General features: G+C 63.2%; 24 protein-coding genes. 8 read left to right on the forward strand and 16 right to left on the reverse strand.

All coding sequences use genetic code 11. The features are described from left to right. Positions 1-78 precede the first annotated feature (78 nt). Positions 79-1,419: a sigma-54-dependent transcriptional regulator gene (locus tag EDC35_RS12995; RefSeq protein ID WP_132977678.1), complete on the reverse strand. Its 1,341-nt coding sequence runs from the start codon at positions 1,417-1,419 to the stop codon at positions 79-81. A gap of 125 nt (positions 1,420-1,544) precedes the next feature. Between EDC35_RS12995 and EDC35_RS13000 the strand changes: the two genes are divergently transcribed. The 4 genes from EDC35_RS13000 (at position 1,545) to EDC35_RS13015 (ending at position 4,148) form a co-directional block, all read left to right on the forward strand. After that, a complete protein-coding gene (locus tag EDC35_RS13000) occupies positions 1,545-2,543 on the forward strand; it encodes a zinc ribbon domain-containing protein (RefSeq protein ID WP_243651647.1) in 999 nt (332 codons plus the stop codon). A gap of 27 nt (positions 2,544-2,570) precedes the next feature. Beyond that, a complete protein-coding gene (locus tag EDC35_RS13005; protein WP_132977679.1) occupies positions 2,571-3,242 on the forward strand; it encodes a Crp/Fnr family transcriptional regulator in 672 nt (223 codons plus the stop codon). A gap of 92 nt (positions 3,243-3,334) precedes the next feature. Continuing rightward, a complete protein-coding gene (locus tag EDC35_RS13010; RefSeq protein ID WP_243651648.1) occupies positions 3,335-3,526 on the forward strand; it encodes a YgaP family membrane protein in 192 nt (63 codons plus the stop codon). 187 nt (positions 3,527-3,713) lie between these two features. Continuing rightward, positions 3,714-4,148: a NifB/NifX family molybdenum-iron cluster-binding protein gene (locus tag EDC35_RS13015; RefSeq protein WP_132977680.1), complete on the forward strand. Its 435-nt coding sequence runs from the start codon at positions 3,714-3,716 to the stop codon at positions 4,146-4,148. Here EDC35_RS13015 and EDC35_RS19005 read toward each other — a convergent pair. Continuing rightward, positions 4,130-4,255, reverse strand: a complete 126-nt coding sequence (locus EDC35_RS19005) for a hypothetical protein (protein WP_279387996.1) — start codon at positions 4,253-4,255, stop codon at positions 4,130-4,132. The two genes, EDC35_RS13015 and EDC35_RS19005, sit on opposite strands and share 19 nt — an antisense overlap. A 138-nt stretch (positions 4,256-4,393) precedes the next feature. Here EDC35_RS19005 and EDC35_RS13020 point away from each other — a divergent pair, with 138 nt between their 5' ends. Further along, a complete protein-coding gene (locus tag EDC35_RS13020) occupies positions 4,394-4,822 on the forward strand; it encodes a hypothetical protein (protein WP_132977681.1) in 429 nt (142 codons plus the stop codon). Positions 4,823-4,865: 43 nt separating this feature from the next. Continuing rightward, a complete protein-coding gene (locus EDC35_RS13025) occupies positions 4,866-6,563 on the forward strand; it encodes an FAD-dependent oxidoreductase (RefSeq protein ID WP_132977682.1) in 1,698 nt (565 codons plus the stop codon). Between the two features lie 174 nt (positions 6,564-6,737). Here EDC35_RS13025 and EDC35_RS13030 read toward each other — a convergent pair whose 3' ends face one another. The 11 genes from EDC35_RS13030 to EDC35_RS13080 form a co-directional block, all read right to left on the reverse strand. Continuing rightward, positions 6,738-7,151 carry a BON domain-containing protein gene (locus EDC35_RS13030; protein ID WP_132977683.1) on the reverse strand — a complete coding sequence of 138 codons (414 nt, stop codon included), beginning with the start codon at positions 7,149-7,151 and terminating at the stop codon, positions 6,738-6,740. 113 nt (positions 7,152-7,264) lie between these two features. Then, positions 7,265-8,191, reverse strand: a complete 927-nt coding sequence (gene hemF / locus EDC35_RS13035) for an oxygen-dependent coproporphyrinogen oxidase (RefSeq protein ID WP_132977684.1) — start codon at positions 8,189-8,191, stop codon at positions 7,265-7,267. Positions 8,192-8,233: 42 nt separating this feature from the next. Continuing rightward, on the reverse strand, positions 8,234-10,870 hold the full coding sequence (locus tag EDC35_RS13040; protein WP_132977685.1) for a sensor domain-containing protein: 2,637 nt from the start codon (positions 10,868-10,870) through the stop codon (positions 8,234-8,236). A gap of 1 nt (position 10,871) precedes the next feature. Further along, a complete protein-coding gene (locus EDC35_RS13045; RefSeq protein WP_132977686.1) occupies positions 10,872-11,273 on the reverse strand; it encodes a hypothetical protein in 402 nt (133 codons plus the stop codon). Further along, positions 11,270-11,812 (reverse strand): chemotaxis protein CheW, encoded by a 543-nt coding sequence (locus EDC35_RS13050; RefSeq protein WP_132977687.1) that lies wholly within the window; start codon positions 11,810-11,812, stop codon positions 11,270-11,272. Before EDC35_RS13050 ends, EDC35_RS13045 begins: the two co-directional genes overlap by 4 nt. Beyond that, entirely contained in the window at positions 11,802-13,550 is a 1,749-nt protein-coding gene (locus EDC35_RS13055) for a diguanylate cyclase (RefSeq protein WP_132977688.1), read from the reverse strand. Before EDC35_RS13055 ends, EDC35_RS13050 begins: the two co-directional genes overlap by 11 nt. A gap of 180 nt (positions 13,551-13,730) precedes the next feature. Beyond that, positions 13,731-14,078 carry a response regulator gene (locus EDC35_RS13060; RefSeq protein WP_132977689.1) on the reverse strand — a complete coding sequence of 116 codons (348 nt, stop codon included), beginning with the start codon at positions 14,076-14,078 and terminating at the stop codon, positions 13,731-13,733. A 238-nt stretch (positions 14,079-14,316) separates the two neighbouring features. Further along, the gene (locus EDC35_RS13065; protein WP_132977690.1) at positions 14,317-16,551 is read right to left on the reverse strand and encodes a hybrid sensor histidine kinase/response regulator; all 2,235 of its coding nucleotides are present in this window, start codon (positions 16,549-16,551) and stop codon (positions 14,317-14,319) included. A gap of 9 nt (positions 16,552-16,560) precedes the next feature. Beyond that, positions 16,561-18,087, reverse strand: coding sequence for a CheR family methyltransferase (locus tag EDC35_RS13070; RefSeq protein WP_132977691.1), 1,527 nt, complete (start codon positions 18,085-18,087; stop codon positions 16,561-16,563). Continuing rightward, a complete protein-coding gene (gene cheB / locus EDC35_RS13075; protein WP_132977692.1) occupies positions 18,084-19,211 on the reverse strand; it encodes a chemotaxis-specific protein-glutamate methyltransferase CheB in 1,128 nt (375 codons plus the stop codon). Before cheB ends, EDC35_RS13070 begins: the two co-directional genes overlap by 4 nt. Positions 19,212-19,217: 6 nt before the next feature. Further along, on the reverse strand, positions 19,218-21,158 hold the full coding sequence (locus EDC35_RS13080; RefSeq protein WP_132977693.1) for a methyl-accepting chemotaxis protein: 1,941 nt from the start codon (positions 21,156-21,158) through the stop codon (positions 19,218-19,220). Between the two features lie 183 nt (positions 21,159-21,341). On the opposite strand from EDC35_RS13080, the gene malQ reads away from it, so the two are divergent. Next, the gene (gene malQ / locus EDC35_RS13085; RefSeq protein WP_132977694.1) at positions 21,342-22,853 is read left to right on the forward strand and encodes a 4-alpha-glucanotransferase; all 1,512 of its coding nucleotides are present in this window, start codon (positions 21,342-21,344) and stop codon (positions 22,851-22,853) included. Positions 22,854-22,874: 21 nt separating this feature from the next. Here malQ and EDC35_RS13090 read toward each other — a convergent pair whose 3' ends face one another. Together EDC35_RS13090 and EDC35_RS13095 are read right to left on the reverse strand one after the other, a co-directional pair. Beyond that, entirely contained in the window at positions 22,875-23,282 is a 408-nt protein-coding gene (locus EDC35_RS13090) for a type II toxin-antitoxin system HicB family antitoxin (protein WP_132977695.1), read from the reverse strand. Beyond that, positions 23,279-23,473, reverse strand: a complete 195-nt coding sequence (locus EDC35_RS13095) for a type II toxin-antitoxin system HicA family toxin (protein ID WP_132977696.1) — start codon at positions 23,471-23,473, stop codon at positions 23,279-23,281. Before EDC35_RS13095 ends, EDC35_RS13090 begins: the two co-directional genes overlap by 4 nt. Before the next feature lie 68 nt (positions 23,474-23,541). On the opposite strand from EDC35_RS13095, the gene EDC35_RS13100 reads away from it, so the two are divergent. Next, positions 23,542-24,099 (forward strand): Uma2 family endonuclease, encoded by a 558-nt coding sequence (locus EDC35_RS13100; RefSeq protein ID WP_132977697.1) that lies wholly within the window; start codon positions 23,542-23,544, stop codon positions 24,097-24,099. 21 nt (positions 24,100-24,120) lie between these two features. Here the strand turns inward: EDC35_RS13100 and EDC35_RS13105 are convergent, their stop codons facing one another. Continuing rightward, a complete protein-coding gene (locus EDC35_RS13105; protein ID WP_132977698.1) occupies positions 24,121-24,942 on the reverse strand; it encodes a class I SAM-dependent methyltransferase in 822 nt (273 codons plus the stop codon). Between the last annotated feature and the right edge of the window lie 64 nt (positions 24,943-25,006).

Genomic DNA, 25,006 nt, shown 5'->3' on the forward strand with positions numbered 1-25,006 from the left:
CGCAGCGCGTGAGTATAGGGTAAACGCCCGGAAATAGGTACCCTAAAATCGTTCGCTGCGGATGCGTCGGGAGGCGTCTCAAGCGACGGACAGTCTGCTCAGGCGGCAACGGATCGCGAGTGGGGTCATGCCGAGTTTTCGGGCGGCGGCGGGGATGTTCCAGTTGGCTGGATCGACTGTTGCAGAGGGGTTCTGCGGTGCAGAGCCGTTCGGGTGCACTGCCGTCTGCATGGTGGGGTCGAGCGGGTTCAGGGGGGCGCTTTTGGTCAGATAGAGATCCTGGATCTCGATCCGTTCGCCATCGCAGAGTGCGGTGGCGCGCTCCAGGATGTTTTCCAGTTCGCGGACGTTGCCGGGGAAGGCATGACGTTGCAGTGCCGCCAGCGCCTCGGGTGAGAGTGTCAGGGGTTGTGGGGTGTATCCGGGTTCTGTCTGCTGACGGGCAAGCCGTGTGAGCAGGCGGGTGACGAGCAGCGGGATGTCCTGGGGGCGCTCGCGGAGTGCGGGCATGCGCAGCTCAATGACATTGATGCGATAAAAGAGATCCTGCCGGAAACGCCCCTGCGCGACCTCAGTGGCGAGATCGCGATGACTGGCGCTGATGATGCGTGCGTCAACCGCAACCTCGCGCTGGGCGCCAACGGGGCGCACGCTTTTTTCCTGGATGGCACGCAGCAGTTTGACCTGGGCCGGTCGTGGCAGGTCCGCAACCTCGTCGAGAAAGAGCGTGCCGCCCTCGGCGGCCTGAAAGAGCCCTTCCTTGTCGCTGACGGCGCCGGTGAAACTGCCTTTTTTGTGCCCGAACAGCTCGCTTTCCACCAGATCCTGCGGAATGGCCCCGCAGTTCACGGGGATGAACGGGCCTTCGCGGCGTGGTCCCTGCACATGAATCAGTCGCGCCGCCAGCTCCTTGCCGGTGCCGCTTTCACCCGTGATGAAGACCGGCGCCTGATTGCGCGCCAGTTTGGCGATGAGGCGGCGGATCTCTTCCATCGCTGGTGATTCGCCGAGCAGCGGCGTGGTGGTGGAGGTGTCGTCGCCGAGCGCGCGGCCGCGCAGCTTGAGTGCCGAGCCGACGAGTCGTCGCAGCAACTGTAGATCGACCGGCTTGGACACGAAATCGAAGGCGCCGGCCTTCATCGCGGCGACGGCCGATTCCTGGTTGCCGTGGGCGGTGATCATGGCGACCGGAAGCGCGGGATGATGCTCGCCGATGTAACGGATCAGGTCCAGACCCGTGCCATCCGGCAGGTTCATGTCGGTCAGACAGAGATCGAAGCGGTCCCGCTCCAGTTGCCGTCGGGCCTCGCCAAGCGTCAGGGCCGTCACGGCTTGAATGTCCATCCGTCCCAGGGTGATCTTGATGAGATCGAGGATATCGGCCTCGTCATCGACGATGAGTGCCTGGGCTTTATTCATGCTTGCTCCGTGTGGCGATTCTGCGCCAGGGCCATCCTGTCGATGCTGTACTCGGGTGCGGCCTGACTTGTATTGTGAGTCCGCATTGTATGAAATTTCCCCAACTGAGGAATGAGGATGGCGTGATGCACCACGAGTCTGCCCCGGATCCAGCGGCCCCGCCGACTGCTGCCGAGGTCTTCCAGCGTCCGACCGGAATGGGGCTTGCTCAGGCCAGTCTACGCTGCCCCAAATGCGGTGCGGAGCAGCCGCCCGGCGCCATCTGTCGTCACTGCGGGATCGTCTTCGATAAATATGAGCAGGCGCAGCGGCGGGCGCGGAGCGGCGGGCGGGCTGCTACCACGCTGTATCGGCGGGATGGTTTTCCTTACCGCTTCGTCAATCAAGTCCTGTGGCTGGTCTTTCTCGCGAGCCTGGGACTGGCGATCTGGAGCCATTGGCAGAAGAACCGGTTCCCGCCGCCGGCGTTCTATCACGCGGAACGATTGGGTGAGCCGCTCCAGACCCCGACCGCCGCCGCGCCCTTCGAGATCGAGACGCAGGGCATTCGCTATACCATCGAACCCCTGTTCGATTATCAGCTCGACGGCGTGGTGGTCAGTCTGCACGACAGTGATGTCTTCTGGGACATCTATCACTTCAAGGACTGGAAGGATTTCATCAATATCCGCGATCTCTGCGTCGTCTGGGGCGACAATGTCACTTCCGGCGTCTTTCGCGACATGCAGTACCATAACAGCACCTGGACCTGCTGGATCTCGACCGGCAGCGCCGAAACCGCGCAGCGCTTTGCCTGGGATCAGCTCTCGAACAATCATCTGCTGACCCATGATCCGGCCATCCATGAGGCGATCAAATCCGCCGAGCTCGGCGATCAGATCCATCTGCGCGGTCAACTGGCCCGTTATTCACATACAGGCGGATTCGCGCGCGGCACCAGCACCACCCGCGCCGATACCGGCAACGGCGCCTGTGAAACTATTTATGTCGAGCAGTTTGGCATCACCCGCAAGGCCAATCCCGGCTGGCGTCTGATCTATCGGCTCGCCGTTGCGCTGACCCTGACCGCCCTGCTGGGGCTGATCGTGATGCTCTTTGTGGCGCCGGTCAGGGCGCTGAAATGAGGCGCGACAAAATGATGAGAAACAAGCATGTCTGAGACGACCTGGCCCCGCCTCTTTCCGACCCTGGCCGCTGGCGACCCTGCGACCCGCGCACTGCTGGAGGGCGCCCAGTCCCTGGAGCTGCCGCCGGAGCAGCCCGTGTTCTTCGCCGGCTCGCCCTGCCCCAACTATGTCATGGTGCTGGAGGGAAGCATCCGGGTGCAGATCCTCGGCGAGGGGGGGCGCGAGGCGCTGCTGTACCGGGTCGAGCCCGGTCAGGCGTGCGTTCTCACCACCTGCTGCATCCTGTCGGGGGATGATTATCCCGCCGAGGCCTTCACCGAGTCCCAGGTCAGAATCCTGATGGTCTCCAAGCCGGTCTTCGACCGTGCTCTGGCCGAGGCACCGGCCTTCCGGCGTTTTGTCTTCGACAATCTGGGGGCGCGCATCGCGCAGTTGGTCAAGCGGATGGAGGAGCTCGCCTTCCGCCCGATCGGGCAGAGACTGGCGCATTTTCTCCTGCTGCGAACCGCCCCGGAGCCGTCCGCGCCCCTCATGGCGACCCATCAGGAAATCGCGGCGGAGATGGGCACTGCCCGCGAGGTGGTGTCGCGCCATCTCAAACGCATGGAGACCGCCGGTCTGGTCAGGCTGGGGCGCTCGACGATCCAGATCCTTGACCGGCAGGGTCTGGAGCGCATCGACTTCAGTGTTCTGTGATCAAGTCACTGACGGACCGGGTCGGCTGCTTTAAGGTGATGAAAGTCCCCAATCCCTGGGGGCCATTGACGCACCACTGGGAGAAACGGCTCGTGAACATCACCAAAAACATCGGCACCACTGATCGTGCGATTCGCGGCGTCGCCGGAATCGCCCTGATTGCCCTGACCGTCACCGGCAATCTCGGACCCTGGGGCTGGATCGGCATCGTTCCGCTGGCCACGGCCATTCTGTCCTGGTGCCCGGCCTACACCCTGTTTGGCTTCAAGACCTGCAAAGACTAAACCGCGTCCAGAGCAAAAGGCTAAACTTCGAGTGAGTTCGACGTTTGGCGCATCGACGGCCCTTGACCGTGACGTGGTTTAACTCTCTGTAAACCGCAGAGGCTCTCACGGCTGTCGATGCGGTCAAGGTCGATAGCATCCGAAAACACCGCATACCGCACCGGGCGCGGTTTAACAGAGCACCATCATGCGCATTGCAGTCACCAGTCAGAATTTCAAGACCATCACCGGGCATGCCGGCAAGAGCCGTCGCTTCATCGTCTACGACGTGGATGGATCCGCGCCCCCTGTCGAGGCGGAACGACTTGACCTGTCTTCCGGGATGTCCATCCATGATTATCACGGAGAAGATCATCCATTGTTTCAGTTGGGGCTCAATGCCCTGATCACCCAGAGCGCAGGGGCGGGGTTCATGCAGCGCATGGCGCGTCATGGCATCAGCGTTCATGCGACCAGCGAGCCGGATCCCCAACGGGCCGTCGCGCAGTTGGCAGCCGGTGCGCCGCTGGCGGCGGCCTTGCCTCATGAAGACGACCATGACCACCATCATCACGATCATCGGCACGATCACGCCGATCAACATCATCCGGCGCAGGTTCGGCTTCAGGTCGGGAAGCCCTGATCTTCGCCGTCTGCAACAGTGGTTGCTTTGGAAATCCCGAAGTAGTGTTCGTTGTCGTTGTCGTTGTCGTCATCGATTTGCGAATCTTCGATTACGACAACGATCATGATCGGAGACGCTCTCGGAACCGTTGCGCTGCGGCACGAGACAGCCAGCCAATGAATCCCTTTGGGGTTTAACCCGAAGCCACCCGTTTGACGGATGGATTGTTACACCTGTTCCGCCTTTTCCAGAGACACTCGCTCATGGACAGTTTTACCCGCAATTACAGCGTTGTACTTGGTTTGATCGTGCTTGCGCTCATCGTCATCGGCGTTCGCTCGTCCTGGCAGCCCGGCATCAACAGCATGAATGCCATCCTCGAAGACGATCCGGTGGTGTCCAATTATCCTTACCAGTTTCGGGTCGTTTCATTCAGCGACGGCGTGGCGACCATGCTGACGCCACGCTCATTCGACATTCCGGCCTACCGCTTTCTGCAGGTCATCTACCCGAACCTGAACGGTCTGCGCGAAGACGATCCGAAGATGATCGCGGCCCAGAAGGCGCTGGTGGATGCCCAGAAACGCTCAATGGATGTCATCGAAGCGTTACCGGAGGTCGAATCCGTGCATTGGGTGCTGGATGTCCGCTGGCTCGCCGACCACGGTATCGCCAATCCCACCCCGTTCTGATCGAATTGATCCTGCCGCACCGAATCCCCCGAGGAGCCCCAGCATGTCATCACCCCTGCGTATCCTGGTCATCGGCGGCACCGCCGCCGGCCCCAAGGCGGCAGCCAAGGCGCGCCGCCTGGACGAGTTCGCCGAGATCACCCTGATCCAGCGCGAGCCGGACCTGTCCATGGCATCCTGCGGCTTCCCTTACTATGTCGGCGGCACCTTCGATGATCGCAATCTCCTGATCGGCAGTCCGGCCGGCATCACCCGCGATCCCGCTTTCTTCCATCAGGCCAAGCGCATCAAGGCGCTGGTGGAGACCGAAGCGGTGGAGATCGACCGCGCCGCCAGGACCGTCACCTGTCAGCACCTGCCCACCGGCGAGCGATTCAGCCTGCCCTATGACCGGCTGGTGATCGCCACCGGGGCCAGGCCGTTGCGTCCGCCCGTTCCAGGTATCGATCTGGCTGGTGTGACGAGCCTGCATTCACTGGCCGACGCCGACGCCTTGCGGGCGGTGCGCGATCAGCAGTCGGTCAGGATGGCGGTCGTGGTCGGCGGCGGACTGATCGGATTCGAGGTCTGTGAGGCGCTGCGTCTGGCCGGGATTCATACCACGGTCATTGAGAAGACCCGGCAGATCCTGCCTTTTCTGGATCCGCATCTGGCCAAATTGGTCGAGAACCATGTCCGGACGCATGGAGCCGACATTCTCCTGGGTCATGGCGTCACCGAGTTCCTGGGCGAAAACGGACGGCTCACCGGCGTCAAGCTCGACAATGGCACCGAACTGCCCTGCGAACTGGCCGTGGTGGCGGTGGGCGTGAAACCCAACAGCGCACTCGCGCAGTCGGCGGGGCTCACCATCGGTGAGTTCGGCGGGATTGCGGTCAATGAATTCATGCAGACTTCAGACCCCGACATCTATGCCGCCGGCGACTGCTGCGAGTGCACCTCGCTCATCACCGGGCAGCAGATGAATGCGCCCTATGGCGATATCGCCAACCTTCAGGGGCGGGTGGCCGGTCAAAACGTGATCAACGCGGACAGCGCCCGCTTCCCCGGCGTCACTCAGACCGGCATCTGCAGGATTTTCGACTATACGGTGGGTTTCACCGGGCTCTCGGAGCAGCGGGCGCGGGATCTTGGCATGGAGATCGAGACCGCGACCATCGCCGGGACCGACATCCCCGGTTTCATGGGCGGCAAACTGCTGGTCAGCAAGCTGGTGGCCGAGCGCCAGTCCGGTCGGGTGCTGGGCTTCCAGTGCATCGGCCCCGGCGACGCCAGCAAGCGTGTCGCGACGGTGGCCATGGCGATTCGCGGCCAGTTGACCGTCGCCGATCTGGTCAATGCCGATCTACCCTATGCCCCGCCTTACTCGCTGGCGCTGGATCACGTCATCGTGGCGGCCCAAGTGCTGGAGAACAAACTCGCCGGGCGGATGCAGGGATTGTCAGTCGCAGCGGTCAAGACGCGCGTCGATCAGGGTGCCGATTGCTTCATCCTTGATGTGCGTACCCCCCGCGAGTTCGAGGCGATGCGTCTCGGCATCGGTGAGACCCTGATTCCGCTCGGCGCGCTGCGTGACCGGCTGCACGAGCTGCCTCAGGACAAGGATCGGGAGATCATCGTCTATTGCCAGATCTCGCTGCGTGGCTACGAGGCCGCCATCATCCTCAGCGCCCGTGGCTGGCGCAATGTCAGGGTGATGGAAGGCGGTGTGCTGGCCTGGCCCTATCCGCGCGAGAAATAGTCGTCGCGGCTAAGTGTTTGATGCAGCACCTTAGAAATCTCGATGCTGTTCGTTGTCGTTGTCATCATTGAAGATTTGCGAGCCGACGATTACGACAACGACAACGATAGAAATGGTCTCGGAACATCTGCACTGCTGCACGAATCATTGACATCCGTCGGCCCGGATCATGTGTTACTCAGAACCTTTCACCGTCAGATCGCTATCGACTGACTTCACGCCGTCCACACCACGAGCGATTTTCTGGATGCGGTCGATGCTTTGCTGCGAATCGACCACGCCGCTCAATTTGACCGCGCCGTTTGTTGTGTCGATGTTGAATTGAAAGATCTTGATCGATGGGTCGCGCAGGATCTCGGCCCTGATTTTTCCGGTGATGGTCGCTTCACCAAGATAATTGCCGGTTCGTTCAGCCCGTCTGTCGAGCGAATCCCTTGCCTCATCCATTTTTTCGCCAATTTTTTCAGCGGCACGATCAATCTCTTGCCCGGCCTTTTCGGCGGTGCCCTCCTGCTCGCAGGCAGTCAGTCCCAAAGTCAAGATGAGCGACAGCGAAGCGAGGCCAAGGATTGTTTGTGATGAATTCATAACGCGCTCCGGGAATTTTCTTGCAACAGGGGGCGGGACATAACGATGCGATCCAACTCTATTCTGCGCGACGATCCCATCATTACCTAGTCCGTAGGGCTACGCAGGTAACTTTACCCGGTTTGTTCATCCAGCCAGTCGCGCGGCGGGAGAAAGCGCGCGTAGAGTTCGGCTTCGGGGCTGCCCGGTTCGGGGCGATAGTCATAGCGCCAGCTCACTTCGGGCGGCATGGAGACCAGAATGGATTCGGTGCGTCCGCCCGACTGGAGCCCAAAGAGGGTGCCCCGGTCATAAACCAGATTGAACTCGACATAGCGTCCGCGCCGATAGGTTTGAAAGGCGCGTTCACGGTCGCCCCAGGTCGTAGCCCAGCGCCGTTCGACAATGGGCAGATACCCCGGCAGATAGTGATCGCCGACGCTTTGCAGCAAGGCGAAGCTGTGTGCGAAGCCGCCCTGATCGAAGTCATCGAAAAAGATGCCGCCGATGCCGCGCGCCTCCTGGCGATGCCGGATGAAGAAATACTCATCGCACCACTGCTTGAAGCGGGGATGGAGATCCGCGCCGAAGGGCGCACAGGCGGCCTGCGCGTTGCGGTGCCAGTGCACGGCATCCTCGTCGAAGCCGTAATAGGGCGTGAGATCGAAACCGCCGCCGAACCACCAGACGGGCGCGGCGCCGTCCTGTTCGGCGATGAAAAAGCGCACATTCAGATGGGACGAGGGGACATAGGGATTCAGCGGGTGTGAGACCAGGGAGACCCCCATCGCCTCGAAGCGGCGTCCGGCGAGTTCGGGTCGATGCGCGCTGGCCGAGGGCGGCAGACGCTCGCCGAAGACATGCGAGAAATTGATGCCGCACTGCTCGAAGACGGCCCCCTGCTGCATCACGCGGGTGCGTCCGCCACCACCGCCGGGACGCTCCCAGACATCCTCAATGAAATCCGCTCCGCCGTCCGTTTCACGCAGGACGTGACAGATGCGGTCCTGAAGGCCAAGCAGATAGTGTTTGACGGCTGGCGAATCAGGTGTGTTCGGCATGGCGGGGTTTGCTCGCGTGGATCTTGTGAATGGACTGGAGTCTCAACCCGATGCATCCGCACCATCGAGCGGCAGATAGCCGGCACGCAGCAGCGGCTCGATCCGATCCGCCGGCAGCGGTCGGGCAAAGAGATAACCCTGCGCCACCTGACAGCCATGTTCGAGTAGAAAATGCCGCTGAGCCTGCGTCTCCACCCCTTCGGCGATGATGTGCAGGTCGAGTGTGGCGCCGAGCCCGACGATGGCCTTGACGATGGCGGCGGACTGACGGTGTCGCTCGATGTTACCGATCTCAGCGAGAAAGGATTGATCGATCTTGATCGACTGCATCGGCAGACGGTTGAGATAACTGAGCGAGGCGTAGCCGGTGCCGAAATCATCGATTGAGAGCGCAAAGCCCATGTCGCGCAGATTGGACAGAATGGCGACGGCCTGATCGATGGAGCGCATGGCCGCACTTTCGGTGATCTCGAATTCCAGCTCGGCGGGATCAAGCTGAAAGTCTGCGACACAGCTGCCGATCTGTTGCGCCAGACCCTCCTGATACAGCTCGCCGGCCGAGAGATTGACCGCAACCGGGACGGTCGGCACGCCCGCCGCCCGCCATTGACGGATCTGTCGGCAGGCCAGACGCAGCACCAGCGGGCCGAGCTGGAGAATCAGTCCGGTGGCCTCGGCGATGGGAATGAAGCGTGTCGGCGAGACCAGACCCCAGTCGGGGTGATTCCAGCGCACCAGTGCCTCCAGGCTCAGGATGCGTCCGGTGGCGATCTCGACGCGCGGCTGATAGTGCAGCAGCAGTTCGTTGCGCTCGAAGGCCTGACGCAGGGCCTGTTCGAGCTGGAACTGTTCCAGGATCTCGCGATTCAGGGTCGGGGTGTAAAAGCGATAGAGCCGCCGCCCTTCCGTCTTGGCGATGTGCAGCGCGGAATCGGCATGACCGATCAGATCGCTGGTGGTCTGGGCGTCTTCGGGATAGAGCGCGATGCCGATGCAGGCGCTGATGGTGGCCCGGTTGTCGCCGAAGACGATCGGGCTGTCGAGTGCGCTCTGGATGCGCTCGACCAGCGCGATCGAATCCTGTGCGCGTCGCAGATGTCCCGCCAGCAGCACGAATTTGTCTCCGCCGAAACTGCCTAACCGGTCGTTTTCGCCCAACAGGGTTTGCAGGAGCAGCGCCACTTCGCGCAGCAGCCGGTCGCCGGCGGCATGACCCAGTGAATCGTTGATGAACTTGAGATTGTCCAGATCGATCGAGAGGACCGCCAGACCGTGCGACTCCAGCCGCGCCTGGATCAGCGCATGATCGATCTGCTCGCGCATCAGGGTTCGATTGGGCAGTCCGGTGAGCGGGTCGTAGTGGCTCAGATAGGCGAGCCGTTCGGACAGCGCCTTTTTCTCGCTGATGTCCTCGGCCAGCTTGACGAAGTGCGAGATGACGCCCTGCTCGTTGCGCAGCGGGGTGATGAGCGCCTGCTCCCAGTACAGTTCGCCGGATTGACGGCGGTTCTGGAACTCGCCGCGCCAGGTCTCGCCGCCCAGGATGGTGCGCCACATCTCGGCATGGACCGTGGCGGGCGTGGTGTCCGATTTGATCAGATCCATGGTGCTGCCACAGACATCCTGGCGACTGTAGCCGGTGGTCTCGCAGAAGCGTTCGTTGACATATTCGACCACGCCCCGGGTATCGGTGATGAGGACGATGCTCGGGCTTTGCTCCACCACCAGCGCCAGTCGCTGAATCTCGGTTTCGCGCTGCTTGTGTGCGGTGATGTCCACCATGCCGCCATAGAGCCGCCGTGTGCCTGCCGGTGCGGACTCCAGCAGACATTCAGTGGTGGCGCGAATCCAGCGCAGCGAGCCGTCCCGGTGACGCAGACGCAGTTCGTGGGTGGAGGTTTCGCCTGGCTCGATCCCCATCACCCGCGCGTCGAAAACGGCGACGTCTTCCGGGGCGATCAGAAAACGCCAGGAACCGCGCGCCAGCACCTCGGTCAGCGGGTATCCGGTCAGGGTCTCGATGGAATCCGTCATCCAGTCGATGATGAAGCGTCCATCCCTCCCGTCGAGGCAGGAATAGGCCACGTCGCTCATGATCTTGGTGAGCTGGCGATAACGGGCCTCGCGGGCGATGCGCTCGGTCTGATCGATGATGGTGCAGACGAATTCGGGATCCTTGCTCTCCGATTCCGGCAGACGGAGCAGCATCAGATCGGCGATCAGGGTGGCGCCTCCGGCGCCTTGCAGAAAGACCTCGGGGCAGTTGGACTGACCTGTGGCCCGCGCCTGGCGGAAGGCATTTTCGAGGACGGGGACATGATGCGGCTGGGCCAGCAGAATGAAAAGCTGGCGATTCAGCGGCAGCACGTCTGCTGCCGCTGCATTGGATTCCTTGATCACACCTTCCCAGGACACCAGCAGGGCGGGCAGCGGCAGGTCGTAATAGAGCCGCACGAAGCGCGCCAGAGCCAATTCGTTGACCTCCTGACTGTCGCGCAGCGCCTCCTGCTGGATCAGGAGCTCAGCATGATAGATGTGCAGTTCTTCGAGCAGGGTGTCGAGCGTGAAATCGCCGCGTCTGAATTCGATGAGGGTCTTGTCAAAGGTGCGGTCACGGAGGATCTGTCGTGCCTGTTCGCGCAGTCGTGTCGTTTTCACGAGGTTTTTATGGGGCTTCATGTCAACTGCGTCCAGTGGGTAAACGCCAGGCATCGAGGAGGATGAGCAGGGTTGCATCAGGGGGCGTCCCGAGCCAGGCCAGTGCGCGCACCCAGGGAAGCCGCAGATGGGCCGCCATCAGCGGCGGGATGGGAGAGAGCGTAAGGGCCGGAATGCGGCAGCGAATCACCGGTTCCTCCACCCGCAGCAGGCGGATGCCGTCCGGATGGGTGATGGACAGCAGCCGTTCCTGTGCAGCCGGCTGGCGTTCGGGGAGTTGCAGCAGCGCGGCCAGCGTGATCGCGGACTGCGCCCCGTTCGCGTGCATGGCCTGCACCTTGTCCGCCTCCAGCGCGAAGTTCAGTCCCCCGGCGGCACAGCGCACGACCGCGAGGCCGGCCTCAGCCCATTCCGCGCGGGTCATGAAGACATGACTCCGGCGCGATGTTGAATGGCGTGAAACAGCCGCTCCAGATCCAGTACGATCACCGTCTGTTCGCGATGCCGCAAGACCCCGCTCGCCAGTCCCCGCAGGGGTTCCGGCAGTGTCTCGGGTGGTGGCTGAATGGATGACTCGATCACATCCAGCACATCCAGCACCCGATCAACCCGCAGCCCGCTGCGCACGGGCGGGTCTCCCGCCCGGCCCTGTCCCAGGAGGATCGACGTGTGCCGGTCGGTGGGCGCGTGCGCGGCGCCCAGCAGATCGCCGAGACGGATCACCGAATCGATATCGCCGCGCACATTGATCACGCCTTCCAGGAAGGCCGGGCAGCCGGGAACGAAATGAATGGTCGTCAGCGGCAGGATCTCGATGATCCGCGATCCGGGAAAGGCGAAGCAGGCGTCACCGATGGCGAAGATGACGAGCTTGAGGGCCGGCGCATCGACGGTGACGATGCCCGCGCCAGCCTGGCGACGCTGCTCCAGAATCTCGGCCAACTGGTCACGTTCAGGCGCCATTGCCGGCTCCTTCGCTGTCGTGCGTGTCAGGAACGGCATTGATCCCGGATGGCGTATCGGGCTCCTCGTGGGCGATTTCCACCCGATTGCGGCCCGCATGCTTGGCCCGGTAGAGCGCCCGATCCGCCGCCTCGGTCAGAGCCGAGGCATTGGTGAACTCAGGAAAGCCGGCGACCCCGGCACTGAAGGTGCAGCGGAATTCGATGCCATCGGCAAAGAAGGTGACGGCGGCAAAGCTCGTCCGCAGTGAATCGATGACGCCCTTCGCCTGCTCAGAGTCCAGCCCGACCAGGACGACCGCGAACTCCTCGCCGCCGTAGCGCCCGACCAGATCGACCTCGCGCAGACGCAGCCGCAGGGTGCGGGCCAGCGCCATCAGCACCTGATCGCCCGCCGGATGGCCGTAGGTGTCGTTGACCGTCTTGAAGCGGTCCACGTCGAGCATGGCCAGACAGATCGGGCTCTGGCTCCGCCGACCGCTGGCCATCGCCACCTCCAGCAGTTGCAGGATGGTGTTGTGGTTGAAGAGTCCGGTCAGGCTGTCGCGGATCATCAGCGAGCGCAGGGTGCGCATGCGTTCGGCGCGCAGATGCACCTCGGTCACCAGCCGCTCAGGCTCCAGCGGCTTGGTGAGAAAACCGTCGGCGCCGACTTCGAGCGCCTTGAACTGGCGATCGACATTGGTCTCGGAGGACACATAGATGATCGGCAGACTGAGATAGCCGGGGATCTGGCGCAGCACCTGCGCCAGTTCGACGCCGGAGCAGTTGGGCATGTAGAGATCCATCAGCACCAGATCGGCGTCGAAGCTTTCGAGCACGGCGGGCACCTGCTCCGGCTCGGTCACGACGCGGGCGATCATCCCCGACTCTTCCAGCGCCATGGCGTGAAATTGCGCCATGTCCGGGTCGTCATCCACGATCAGAATGTGAAAGGGCTCCGGCGGCGCGCGATTGGTGAGCTGGTCGAGAATTTCGGCCATTTCAACCGCCTTGACCGGCTTGGGACAATAGGCGCTGCCGCCGACCTGGACCGCCCGCAGCCGGGCGCTGAAGTCGTCGTGACTGGAGATGAACACGGTGGGGATGGTCTGACTCAGACGGGTGCTGAGTTCGGCAATGGCGGCCGGGCCGGCGTGCTGACCCTCGGGGAAGATCACGTCCATGATGATGGTTGAGGGCGGCTCGACGGCGACGGCCTCGCGCAGGGCGTCCAGGGTCACGAAGGGCGTCACCCGATAACCGAAGCAGCTCAGCTGCGTGGCGAGTTCCTGGACGAGAATCGGATCGTCGTCGCACAGATAGATCAGCCGCTGACGGCGCTCGCCGGGGTAGGCGTCGCTGGTTTGTCTCGGGGCGATGATGAAGCCTGGACCGTGATCGTGTCCGTTGGGGGTGTCGAGATTCAGATCGAGCCCGGCCAGCGCGTCCAGCCGCCGGGTCAGTTCGTCAAGCAGCGGGGCAGTGACCTGTCCGTTGCTGTCCAGGGTCTCGCGCAGCGCCTGTTCCGCCGCCCTGGCCGGGGCGTTGATCGACTCGAATCCGAAGGAGGCGCCGGAGCCCTTGATTGTGTGGAAGATGAGATGGAGCTGCTTGAGTCGTTCAGCGTGATCGTCGCCGGGAGCCAGTTGGGCCAGCAGATCGCGCGCCAGTGCCAGCCGCCCCGGAAACTGCGAGAGGAAGGATTGGCGGAGCTTGCGTTTGCGCTCCATGAATGATTCGGTCTTGCCGGTCGCCATGTCCGTTTCTCTTATACCAGGGCGATTTCTGAACGATTCACAGGGATCGGTTCAAAAATAAGTGAAACAACTCGACGAAAGAACACTTTTGCCACGGTCGTTGTCGTTATCGTTGTCGATTACGACAACGATAACGATCAGATTCGGTGTTCAACTTATTTCTGATACGTTACTGGCGGTTCAAAGCTGCGCGATCAGACGCGGCAGGTCGGTCTCCAGCGAGTCATCCTTCATCAGACAGGCGGCGAGGCCCGGCGTCTGGGCCCGCAGCGGTTCCGGATCATCGCCGGTGAGCAGCACGAAGGGCAGATCCAGCCCCTGCTCGCGGATCTCCCGGAAGAGTTCCAGCCCGCTCAGGAGTGGCATGTGCAGATCGGAGACCAGCAGCTCAAAGGGCGTCTCGTCCGCCAGATGTTCCAGTGCCTCCAGGCCGTTCGCGGCGAACAGACAGTCATGACCGGCCTCTTCCAGGATGGCCTGTGTCATTTCCCCGGCCAGGGGATCGTCGTCAACGATCAAAATACGCATCTTGCTCGAAACCTCCGCCGGAGACTTAATGTGTTTTATGAGGAATGTCATGGGCTCACTGTCTCTGACATTCTACGCTTTGTTTGTGTCTTGATCGGGTTGTTGGCACCCCGATCCACAGTCTGGAAAACGGCGCGTTCGGACAGGGTCAATGTTTTAAACCGCGCCAGCTCCGACAGTCGTCGATGCCCCCAGGGTTGATCCAGGCCAAAACACGGCATACCGCGCCGGGTGCAGTTTAACCCAGCAGGTTTTTCAGCGTTTCCACCAGACTGGACTGGTTGAAATCGCCTTTGACGATATAGGCGTCGGCGCCGACCAGCACCCCGCGCTGTTTGTCCTCCTCTTTCTGGCGTGAGGTGATGATGATGATGGGTGTGGTGTGATAACGCGGATTCTCACGCAGCCGGGCGGTCAGCGAGAAGCCGTCCATGCCCGGCATCTCCACATCGGTCAGCACCGCGTCGAAGTGTCCGCCGAGTGCCTTCTGCCAGCCTTCGAGTCCATCCTCCGCGAGCGTCACCTGATAGCCGTGGGCCTCCAGGATCTCTTTTTCGATCTCGCGGGTGTTGAGCGAATCATCGACCACCAGGACGTGATGCGTCTGGCGTGCGTCGCGATCCGGCGCTGCCCGGTCGGGTCTGGACAGGCTCTCGCCCCGTGCGCGGCGGGCCGCCTCCAGCAGCGCCGGCGCCTGGAGCACGCTGACCAGCTCATTGTTTCCAGTCACCACCATCCCGGAGACCAGGCCGGAGTGACGCATGTGCGCGGGCAGCGGTTTGATCACCATGTCGCGTTCGTCGATGAGTTGCGTCACCACCAGCCCCAGTTTGATCTGATGGACGCCGATCACCAGCACCAGATGTCCGCCCGGATGCGGCGACTCCTCGCGGGTCTGCGAGGGCATGGGCAGATGCAGCAGGTCGGTCAGCGGGACCAGCGGGACGAATTCATTGTGCAGCACCAGCGCCGGGCGATCAGCGATCTGGATGGTCGATTCCCGAGGCACCCGGAGCAGTTCGACGACATGCTGGGCGGTGAGACCGAAGCGCATTCCGCCGGCCTCGAACAGGAGCACCCGCATCACGGCCAGCGACAGCGGAAGCTGAAGCGTCACGACCAGCCCGCTCCCCGGACGGCTGGAGACCGACACCGCGCCCTGGAGATCGAGAATGGATCGCTTGACCACGTCCATCCCCACGCCGCGTCCCGAGATGTCAGTGATGATGGGGCTGGTGCTGAAACCGGGCTGAAAGATCAGCTCGGCGACCTGATCGTCGGTGATGTCGGTGCGACGGGCCGGATCGATCAGACCCTTCTGGATCGCCTTGGTCAGCACCCGCTCCCGGTCCAGTCCGCGTCCGTCATCGCTGACCTCGATCAGCACGCCCACGCCTTCGGCCCGCGCTGACAGCCGGATGCGTCCGAGTGGCGGCTTACCCGCTGCGCGACGTTCATCCGGTGGTTCGATGCCGTGATCGATGGCATTGCGCAGCAGATGCACCAGGGCATCGCCCAGACGGTCGATGAGATGACGGTCCAGTTCGATCTCGCCGCCGCTGATCTCGCAATGAATCTCACGACCCAGGTCACGTCCCAGTTCGCGGGCGACACGGGCGATGGGGTCGAAGACCGTCGCCAGCGGCAGCATGCGCATGACGAGCGCCCGATCATTGAGGTCGCTGATCAGGATTTCCTGTTCCATCGCCAGATCGCGCAGTGCGAGCGTGAAATGGTGCAGCGCCGCTGTCTGCCCGGCGAGCTGTGTCGGAATGGGGTCGCTGTCCTCGTCAGTCAGCGACTGCATGGCGCGGTCCAGCGCCTGCGCATCCAGCAGGCGCTGGCGCAGACGGGTTTGATTGGAAACGACCTCGCCCATCAGTTTGATGAGCTCGTCCAGCTTGTCCAGGCGTACCCGCACGCTGTCCGGGGTGCGCAATGCGGCGGGCGCCTCCCTGTCGGCAGGGGAGGGCGTTGCGGCCGCTGGTCCGACGACGGCGGGCTGTCTGTCTGGCGTCGCCGCTGCTGGTTCGGTCGGAACCGGACTGGTGACATTCGGGGCGCTGACCGGAGCGGGCGGGGCGCCGCTGGCGGTCTGGGCGAGCTGCTCGCAGAGTGCCTGATCCGCTGGCGGGAGCTGGCCGCCGCTCGACTCCACCTGTTCGACCAGTGCGCCGATGGCGTCCACCGCGCGCATCAGCAGACCGCCAAGTTCCGGGGTCTGGTTCAGCCGCTCCTCGCGCAGCGCCCCCAGCACCTCTTCCAACTGGTGCGCGGTCTCGGCGATGCTGTTGAGCTTGAGCATCCGCGCCGAGCCCTTGATGGTGTGCGCGGCGCGGAACAGGCCGTTGATGGTCTCGGCATCCAGTCGGCCGCCCGCCGCGATTCCGGTCAGTCCGGCTTCGAGCCGTGCCACATTCTCACGCGCCTCGCCGGTAAAGCGGCCCAGGAATTTTTTGATGTCGAGCGCCATGATGCCGTCTCAGTCTGCTGCGGTGTCAAGCCGGGCCAGACGGGTCTCACACAGCAGACGCATGTCATGCAGGGAGAGCGGAGAGGGGAGCGGGCTGGCGTCCGGCGTGACGCTCTGTCCCGGCGCGATCACCTGTTCCAACTGATGCAGCAGGATGCGGTATTCGCGCCCCGCCAGTTCCCGTTGACCACCGCTGCGGTAGAGCTCGGCGAGCTGGAAATGCGCACGCCAGGAATCCGGGCGATGGTAGATGGCCCGGCGCAGATGGGCGATGGCGGCGGCATGGTCGCCCTGATCCTGAGCGATGCGCGCCAGCAGCAGGAGCGCATCGAGACACCAGGGGTCGAGTTCCAGCGCCCGTTGCGCCGCCTGTGTCGCGCCGGGGATATCGCGTCCTTCGAACAGCAGATGCGCCAGGAGCGCGAGATCCTGGACGTGCGCGGTCTCGCTCTCGCAGTCTGGCTTCAGCCGTTCCAGCGCCTCGTCGAAACGCCCGGCCTGGGCCAGCGCCAGCGCCTCCTGATCGCCGTTGTGCGCAGTCGGTGCAGGCCGGAGCGCGGCAGACGGCGGCGATGTCAGACGCGGGTGCGCCGGACGTGATGCGGTGCGGCGGTCAGGATTGGACAGAGGTTTGGCTGGCAGACGGGTGGAAAGCGCGCTGAGTGCGGTCGAATCGCCACGCGACAGCCTGCCTGCTGCTGGGCGCGGCAGGCTGATTGGCGCACTGGAGACGGGCGGATTGCAGAAGAAAAAGACCCCGTCGCGCTCGCGCAGTGTCAGAACGCTGAAATCGTTGGCCAGGGTCTCGGCGATGCCGACGATGAGCGATCCGCCCGGATTGAGCAGTCCCTTGAGCTGCTCCAGCACATGCCGACGGGTTGGTACGTCGAAATAAATCGAGACATTGCGGAAGAAAATGACATCCTGACCCTGTAACTCAGCCGGATACGCGGGTGCAAGCAGATTGAACGGCTGGAACCGCACCTGACGGCGGATGCTGTCATTGATCTGGCGCTCGGCGCCATCGCCGGGCGTGAAATAGCGCCCGATCAGCTCCGACGGAAAGGCGCGGAACGCGAAGGGGCTGTAGCGTCCGGCGCGGGCGCGGGCGAGCGCGACCTGATCCACGTCGCCTGCGTTGATCTCGAACAGCGACTCGGCGAGTTCGCCATAGCGTTCGTGCAGGGCGATGAGGATGGAATAGGGCTCTTCGCCGCTGGAACAGCCGACCGAGAGAATGCGGACCCTGGCGCCCGCCTGCTGATGGGCCAGTAATTCAGGGCAGAGTCGCTCAGTCAGCAGCCTCAGATGCTGGGGCTCACGGTAAAAATAGGTCTCGTTGATGGTCAGCAGACTGGTGAGTGCGTGCAGCTCGGCTTCGTCCTGGTGCAGGCGCGCCAGATAGTCTTCGGCGGAGCCGGCGCTGACCCGCTCGATTCGATTGGCGAGCAGTGCGCGCCATTGGGTGCCGGTGTCGCCGCCAAAATGCAGCCCGATCCGTTCCTGAATGAAGGTCTGCAAGGGTTGCAGATTCATGATCCGACCTCGCCGGCGCGGGTCGGGGCGACGCGCGCGAGCCAGATCAGCTCGCTGGCGATGGCGTCCAGCGGACGTATCGTCTGCACCCCGCCAGCGGCGATGGCTTCGCGGTTCATGCCGAAGATCACCGAGCTGGATTCGTCCTGCGCGATGGTCACGCCGCCCGCGCGGCGGATGTCGAGCATCCCGCGCGCGCCGTCGCGGCCCATGCCGGTGAGGATGACACCAACCGCACGCTGACCGCAGACCTCGGCCACCGACGACAGCAGCCGGTCGCAATTGGGGTGATAGATATCCGTCTCGGTGCGGGGGATGAGCCGGATGCGGTCATCGGGCATCAGGCTCAGATGGGTGACGGGATCGGCCAGATAGATGTATCCGGGCCGCAGCGGCTCGCCCGCGCGGGCCACCGTCACGGTCAGCGGACAGAGGTCGTTCAGCCAGCCGGCCATGGCTTCGGCGAAACCGTCCGAGAGGTGCTGGGCGATCAGCACGGGGGCGGGAAAATTGGCCGGCAGCATGGGCAGAATCCGCGCCAGCGCCTGGGGTCCGCCGGTGGATGAGGCGATGGCGAAGACGCGCCCCGCGAGTGGCGCCGATGGCAAGGTGGCAGCCCCCCTTCCCCAGCCCTCTCCCGCAAGGGGGCCGGGGGGCAGCGCACCGGGCAATCCCGTGTGCGCTTCGCCGGCTGGCGGGATGATCAGTCCGGGGGTTGCATCGTGCGTGCGGCGGATATGGCGGATCACCGGAACACCGGCCAGCATCCTGAGCCGGGCGGTCAGTGTGGCGCCATCGTCGATGGTCGGCTTGCCGGTCGCTTCCAGCGCGCCCCGCGCCACCGCCGACATCGCATGGCGCGCATCGGCCAGATCCGACAGCACCAGAATGGGTGTCGCACGCACCGCCATGATTTCCTCAATGGCGGTCATGCCGTCCATCTCCGGCATCTGGAGGTCCATGGTGATGATGTTCGGCTTGAGCGTCAGCACCTGCTCGACCGCCTCGCGGCCATTAATGGCCTCGCCGCAGATGGTGAGACGCGGATCCTCCTCCACCAGGGCACGGATCAGCGCGCGCGCCGAGTCGCTGTCATCGACCACCAGGACACGGATTGGATTCATCGGTTGTCAGGCGCCTGTGTGGACGGTGTCGCGCGCGGTTTCGTCCAGGGTAAAACGATCCACCTGGAACTTGAGATCCGCTGAGAGCCGGGTCATCTCCTGCGTGACCTGCGAGATGTGGCGTACCGATTGTGCCGTGTCGGAACTGGCGGTGACGATCTCGCGCAGCGCCACCACGACCTGATTGCTGGCGGTGCGCTGCTGCTGGGTGGAGAGACTGATCTGCTGGGCCGAACTGGTGGTCTCGCTCGCTGCCTGCACCAGATCCTGCAGAAAGGCGGCGGTGCGCGAGGAATCGTTCATGCCCTGCTCGATGCCGAGCGCGCCCTTTTCGGAGGTGATGACGAGGCGTCCGATGGACTCCTGGATCTCGCCCACCTTTTTCGCGATCTCGCCGGTGGACTCGGTCACTGAATCGGCCAGCCGGCGGATCTCGGCGGCCACCACGCCGAAGCGTTTGCCCGCCTCGCCCGCCGAGGAGGCTTCGAGCGCGGCATTGAAGGCGATCAGCTTGGTCTGATCGGCCACGGTGTCGATGATCTGCATGATCTTGGAGATTTCCTTGGACTTGCCGCCCAGATCGACGATTTCTTTCAGTGAATGCTGATTGTCCTGGCGGATCTCCTCCATCCGGACCACCAGTTGCTGCATGGCATCGGCACCCTGGAGACTGTCGTCATAGGTACGCCGGGCAATCTCGACCACCGATCCGGAGTATTCGGCGATCTGGCTCGACGAGGCGGAGAGTTCTTCCATGGTCGAGGTGATTTCGGCCACCGAGGCCGACATTTGGCTGGAGATCGCCGCCTGACTGTCAACCGAGCGGGCGATCTCGCGCGCCGCGCCATCCACCGCGCCGGAATGGCTGCCGACCTGCGCGACCAGATCATGCAGACGCTGGCGCATCTGATTGGCCACCTGGGCCAGTTCGGCCAGTTCGTCGCGCCCGCTCAGGACGATCTGTCCGCTCAGATCGCCTGCCGCCACGCGATTGACGCCCGCTGCGACCAGTCCGATGCGCCGGGCCAGCGTGCGCGCCGTCACCAGCGCGATGATCAGGCCCAGAAGCATCATCAGACCGCCCGCGAACCAGGCCAGACGAGTGGTGTGATTCAGGGCTGCCAGCGACTCGCTGCGGTCCATCGCCACTTCCACCACCCCGAGCGGCGCGCCTGAGTAGTCATGCACCACTTCGGCATAAACGGCCAGAGGCCGGCCGTCGATCAGCACATTGCGGGATTGCGGGGTACCGGCGAAAGCGGCCTGGATGGCTTCCGGGTCCAGCAGCGGCTGCTCGCCGCGCGTGCCGGCAAAGGTGGTGAGGACGCCGTCACGCATCACATGCAGCGCGGCATCGACCCCATAGTTTTCTTTGAAGGCGGCAAAGAAGGTCGGGCCGAACGACATGCCGAATTCCACCGAACCCAGATGCCGGCCCTGCTCGAATACGGGCACCATGCCGCGTGCGCCCAGATCGGCGACGCCGACCTCCAGACCGCGCTGCGGTTTGAGCTGGGTGTTGGCGGTGACGACCGAATGGCGGAAACCGGAGAGATCGTCGCCGTATTTTTCGGGCTTGTGCAGTCGCAGGAAAGAGGTGGCCGGCGGGGTATGGAACTGGAACTGGACCGCTCCGTAATCCTGCTCCAGGACTTTGTAGGCGGGGAGCAACTGATCCTGCAGCCAGGCCCGATCACCGGCGGCGAAATGCTGCCGGATCTCCGGGATATTGGCGACGAGGGCGCTCAGGGTTTGCGCCGTGCGCGTCTCATGGTCGATATTGACCTTGATGATGCCGGCATACTGGCGCAGTGTCGCCTGCTCCGCCGTGGATACCACGCCATCCAGGTGACGCAGGCTGGCGACGGTGAGTGCAGTGACGGCGATGACAATCGCGATCCCCATGCCAAGCAGGATGTTGGCCCAGAGACGAAGGTTTGTGAACATCGTTGAAACATCCCGGTGATGGCGCGCGTGCTCTGGGGCGCGATCCTACCGGATGCCGGGACGGGATAGAAGGATCGTGATCGCGGCCAATTCTCTTTCCGACTTCGCCGATTGGGTTTTTCCGCAAGGCTTGGTTAGACTCACCTCAATCTTGCCTCCACCCAACAACAGGGATCATCCTTCATGCACCGCACCAGCGGCATCCTGCTTCACCCAACCTCGCTGCCCGGCCCATTCGGGATCGGCGACCTTGGACCCACCGCACAGCGTTTCATCGATTTTCTTGCGGCAGCGGGGCAGGGGCTCTGGCAGATGCTGCCGCTCGGTCCGACCGGCTATCGCGATTCACCCTATCAATGCACCTCGGCCTTTGCCGGCAATCCGCTGCTCATCAGTCCCGAGCGGCTGGTCGCGGCGGGCTGGATCGCGGAAGCCGATCTCGATCCGCCTGAATTTCCGCTCGATCAGGTCGATTTTGGCGCGGTCGCGGTGTGGAAGCGCGATCTGCTGCAACGCGCGATGACGGGCTTCAAGACGCGCACCAATGCTGCCGAACATGACGATTACGCCCGCTTCTGCGACATGCATCGGGTCTGGCTCAACGATTACGTCCTCTATCACGCGCTCAAGGTCCATCACGACCTGCTGCCCTGGACCGACTGGCCGCCCGCGTTTGCGTTACGCGATCATGAGGCGCTGGCCGACTGGTCCGGCGTCCATCGAAGCGAACTCGATCTCCAGTGCTTCATCCAGTATGTGTTTTTCCGCCAGTGGAGCGAGCTGCGCGACTATGCCAGGGCACGCGGCGTCCATCTGATCGGCGACATGCCGATCTTCGTCGCTCATGATTCAAGCGAGGTCTGGACCCATCCCGAATGGTTTGAACTCGACGAGCGTGGTCATCCGACGGTGATTGCGGGCGTCCCGCCGGACTATTTCAGCGACACCGGCCAGCGCTGGGGCAATCCGCTCTATCGCTGGCCGGCGCTGGCGGCGGATGGGTACAGCTTCTGGATCGAGCGGCTGCGACGGGTGCTGGAACTGGTCGATCTGGTGCGGATCGATCATTTTCGCGGCTTTGCCGCCTATTGGGAGATCCCGGCCAGCGAGGAGACCGCCATCAACGGGCGCTGGGCGCCGGGGCCGGGGCGGGATCTGTTTCATGCCCTGCGCGCTGCGCTTGGCGAGGATCTGCCGCTGATCGCCGAGGATCTCGGCGTTATCACGCCCGATGTCGAAGCCCTGCGCGACGAGCTGCACCTGCCCGGCATGGCGGTGCTGCAATTCGGCTTCGAGGACACTGCCGAAGGCTTTGGCCGCTCGGCCTTCCTGCCGCACAACCATCGTCGGCGACTGGCCGTCTATACCGGCACCCATGACAACAACACACTGCTTGGCTGGTGGGCCGGCAAGGAAGACTGGATCCAGCGCAACGCCCGGCGCTATCTCAACAGCGACGGCCAGGCGATTCAGTGGGATTTCATCCGCGCCGCGCTCGGCTCAGTCGCTGAACTGGCGCTCTTCCCGATGCAGGATGTGCTCGGACTCGGCGATAGCGCCTGCATGAACCGTCCTGGCACGGCGGAAGGCAACTGGATGTGGCGCTATCGCGAAGAGATGCTCGACGAGTCAGCCGCCGCGCGACTGCGTGAACTCAGCCGGCTGTATGGGCGGCTGCCGTATGGGGGAGGCTGACCGGATCGTTTTCGGCCATCGCTATCGAGTGTCAGCCCGCATCGCCGCCCGTGCGGCATCAGCGAGAAAGCCCGAGCGGGTAGAGCCGTGTGCTCGGGCGTAGTCGTCGATTTTGGCCAGCAACAGGCGCGGCAGAGTAATGTTGAGCTTTTCAGCCGGGCCGAAATAACGCTCGACCGGCACCTCGACCACGGCCCAAATCCAACCCGCAAAATCGGGATTGATCTGGTGTTCCGCCAGGGTCTTCGGGATCGGCAGATCGCCGCCGTCTTCGATGACGGTCTCACACCACAGATCGATTGCCTCGCGCGCCTTGTCGATCGCCTCATCCAGGCTGTCGCCAGCCGAAAAGCAACCTGGCAAATCAGGCACCGCCACCCCGAACGCAGTGCCCGGCGTGGCGGGTTCAATCGCAATGATGAATTTCATTCGCCGCTCCTGTCGAGTCCAGCCTGTTTCAGCACCTGACGCACCAGTCCGAGGCCCAGATCCTGCCTGGGATGCGGAACACTGAGGTGTCCGGGCTTGCTGGGGTGCGTAAAGATGTGATGACTGCCTTTCACGCCCCGCAGCGTCCAGCCGTCCGCCTTCAGTTGCTTGCTGTTCCTGGTGGTTATCATAATCCCTGGGGATTACCTGAACCCGGCACGCTACAATGACTGCTCATCCTCAACCAAGGTGGACAGCCATGCCCCATCCTGCCTGGAATCAGCCGCTGTCGGTCGATGACTATCTGGTCGGCGAAGACGGTGCCGACTGCCGTCACGAATATATCGACGGTCAGATTTATGCCATGACCGGTGCCAGCGATCGGCACGGGTTGATCGTCGGGAACATCTATGCTCGGTTGCGTCCGCTCCTGCGCGGCACGCCCTGTCAACTCTTCGCCAACGACATGAAGGTTCGATTGCAGATCGACAATCAGGATCTGTTCTACTATCCCGACCTGCTCCTGAGCGGCGATCCGCACGACCGAGAAACATACTATCGCACCCAGCCCTGTCTGCTCGTCGAGGTCCTGTCCGATTCCACTGCGCGCATCGACCGGCGCGAGAAGCGCTGGGCTTATCAGACGATCCCCAGTCTGCGCGAATACCTGCTGATTGCGCAAAACCAGCGTACGGTCGAGATCCACCGCCGTGCGCGTGGCTGGGTGCTGGAGACCGTCACGGAAGGCAGCGTCCGGCTCGATTGTCTCGATGTCGAGTTGCCGCTGGATGTGATCTATGAGGATGTGATGCTCTGATGGGCGCAAGCCAGACGCCCGCTATTTCTCCGCCGTCAGATACGCGATCCAGCCTGCATCCGGCGCGCCGCTCTCGACCGGCACGAAGACACCGTCCGGGTGGCCGTCGGCGTCCCAGCCCTGCCAATAGACCTGAACCGTTGCAAAGCCCGCCTCGGCCAGCAGCTCGCGGATTTCGGGCAGGGTCCAGAGACGCCAGTCGTAGCTGAAGGCGCGCTCCAGGACTGAGCCGTCATCGAAGCGGAAATGGATATGACACAGCAGTCGCCCGGTCACGGGCTCGTAGACCGCCTGCTCCCAGACATAGTCGAAATCGCCGTGCAGCGGATCCTGGACCCGGCGTTCCTCGGTCAGAACGCGATAGGAGTCGTAGCCGCCGTAGGCGTCGAGAAAAAAGACGCCATCGTCCTTCAGCGTTGCCCGAACCTGCTTGAAATATCGCAGCAGTCCGGTGCGTCCGCAGAGCAGCCAGTAACTGAAATTGAAGGCCAGCACGATATCCGGCGCATCGGTTCGCACGGTCAGCACGTCCTGCTCCAGCAGCGCCATCCGCGATTGCTGATCCTCTGACAGCGTCTGGAGACAGCGCCGCCGACCCCATTCGAGCACCTCGGGGTCAAGATCGATCCCGAAGGCGCGATTGATCCGGCGTCGGCTCACCCACTCGCGGCAGATCGCCGCCGTGCCGCAGAAGTCCTCCCGCAGCAGCCGGGCGGTGCGTCCGCGCAATCGGCGATAGGTCCGGTCGATGAACGTCACCTCCAGGGACGGGTTCTGCACCGAGAGTTCATACAGTCGATGACGGTCAGCGCCTGCGGCGCTGGTTGGGTGGGGCCGGTTCACAGGTTTCGCGTGCCTGTCGGATTTGAACAATGGCGATGATGACGCCAATCGGATGTCTGATGCA

This window comes from Thiobaca trueperi (genome assembly GCF_004342175.1).
Lineage (GTDB): Bacteria > Pseudomonadota > Gammaproteobacteria > Chromatiales > Chromatiaceae > Thiobaca > Thiobaca trueperi.

Excerpts from the sequence above, each read along its gene's own strand:
- EDC35_RS12995 (WP_132977678.1), bottom strand. The coding sequence starts at position 1,419 with ATGAATAAAGCCCAGGCACTCATCGTCGATGACGAGGCCGATATCCTC.
- EDC35_RS13000 (WP_243651647.1), top strand. The coding sequence starts at position 1,545 with ATGCACCACGAGTCTGCCCCGGATCCAGCGGCCCCGCCGACTGCTGCC.
- EDC35_RS13005 (WP_132977679.1), top strand. The coding sequence starts at position 2,571 with ATGTCTGAGACGACCTGGCCCCGCCTCTTTCCGACCCTGGCCGCTGGC.
- EDC35_RS13015 (WP_132977680.1), top strand. The coding sequence starts at position 3,714 with ATGCGCATTGCAGTCACCAGTCAGAATTTCAAGACCATCACCGGGCAT.
- EDC35_RS19005 (WP_279387996.1), bottom strand. The coding sequence starts at position 4,255 with ATGATCGTTGTCGTAATCGAAGATTCGCAAATCGATGACGACAACGAC.
- EDC35_RS13020 (WP_132977681.1), top strand. The coding sequence starts at position 4,394 with ATGGACAGTTTTACCCGCAATTACAGCGTTGTACTTGGTTTGATCGTG.
- EDC35_RS13025 (WP_132977682.1), top strand. The coding sequence starts at position 4,866 with ATGTCATCACCCCTGCGTATCCTGGTCATCGGCGGCACCGCCGCCGGC.
- EDC35_RS13030 (WP_132977683.1), bottom strand. The coding sequence starts at position 7,151 with ATGAATTCATCACAAACAATCCTTGGCCTCGCTTCGCTGTCGCTCATC.
- hemF (WP_132977684.1), bottom strand. The coding sequence starts at position 8,191 with ATGCCGAACACACCTGATTCGCCAGCCGTCAAACACTATCTGCTTGGC.
- EDC35_RS13040 (WP_132977685.1), bottom strand. The coding sequence starts at position 10,870 with ATGAAGCCCCATAAAAACCTCGTGAAAACGACACGACTGCGCGAACAG.
- EDC35_RS13045 (WP_132977686.1), bottom strand. The coding sequence starts at position 11,273 with ATGACCCGCGCGGAATGGGCTGAGGCCGGCCTCGCGGTCGTGCGCTGT.
- EDC35_RS13050 (WP_132977687.1), bottom strand. The coding sequence starts at position 11,812 with ATGGCGCCTGAACGTGACCAGTTGGCCGAGATTCTGGAGCAGCGTCGC.
- EDC35_RS13055 (WP_132977688.1), bottom strand. The coding sequence starts at position 13,550 with ATGGCGACCGGCAAGACCGAATCATTCATGGAGCGCAAACGCAAGCTC.
- EDC35_RS13060 (WP_132977689.1), bottom strand. The coding sequence starts at position 14,078 with ATGCGTATTTTGATCGTTGACGACGATCCCCTGGCCGGGGAAATGACA.
- EDC35_RS13065 (WP_132977690.1), bottom strand. The coding sequence starts at position 16,551 with ATGGCGCTCGACATCAAAAAATTCCTGGGCCGCTTTACCGGCGAGGCG.
- EDC35_RS13070 (WP_132977691.1), bottom strand. The coding sequence starts at position 18,087 with ATGAATCTGCAACCCTTGCAGACCTTCATTCAGGAACGGATCGGGCTG.
- cheB (WP_132977692.1), bottom strand. The coding sequence starts at position 19,211 with ATGAATCCAATCCGTGTCCTGGTGGTCGATGACAGCGACTCGGCGCGC.
- EDC35_RS13080 (WP_132977693.1), bottom strand. The coding sequence starts at position 21,158 with ATGTTCACAAACCTTCGTCTCTGGGCCAACATCCTGCTTGGCATGGGG.
- malQ (WP_132977694.1), top strand. The coding sequence starts at position 21,342 with ATGCACCGCACCAGCGGCATCCTGCTTCACCCAACCTCGCTGCCCGGC.
- EDC35_RS13090 (WP_132977695.1), bottom strand. The coding sequence starts at position 23,282 with ATGAAATTCATCATTGCGATTGAACCCGCCACGCCGGGCACTGCGTTC.
- EDC35_RS13095 (WP_132977696.1), bottom strand. The coding sequence starts at position 23,473 with ATGATAACCACCAGGAACAGCAAGCAACTGAAGGCGGACGGCTGGACG.
- EDC35_RS13100 (WP_132977697.1), top strand. The coding sequence starts at position 23,542 with ATGCCCCATCCTGCCTGGAATCAGCCGCTGTCGGTCGATGACTATCTG.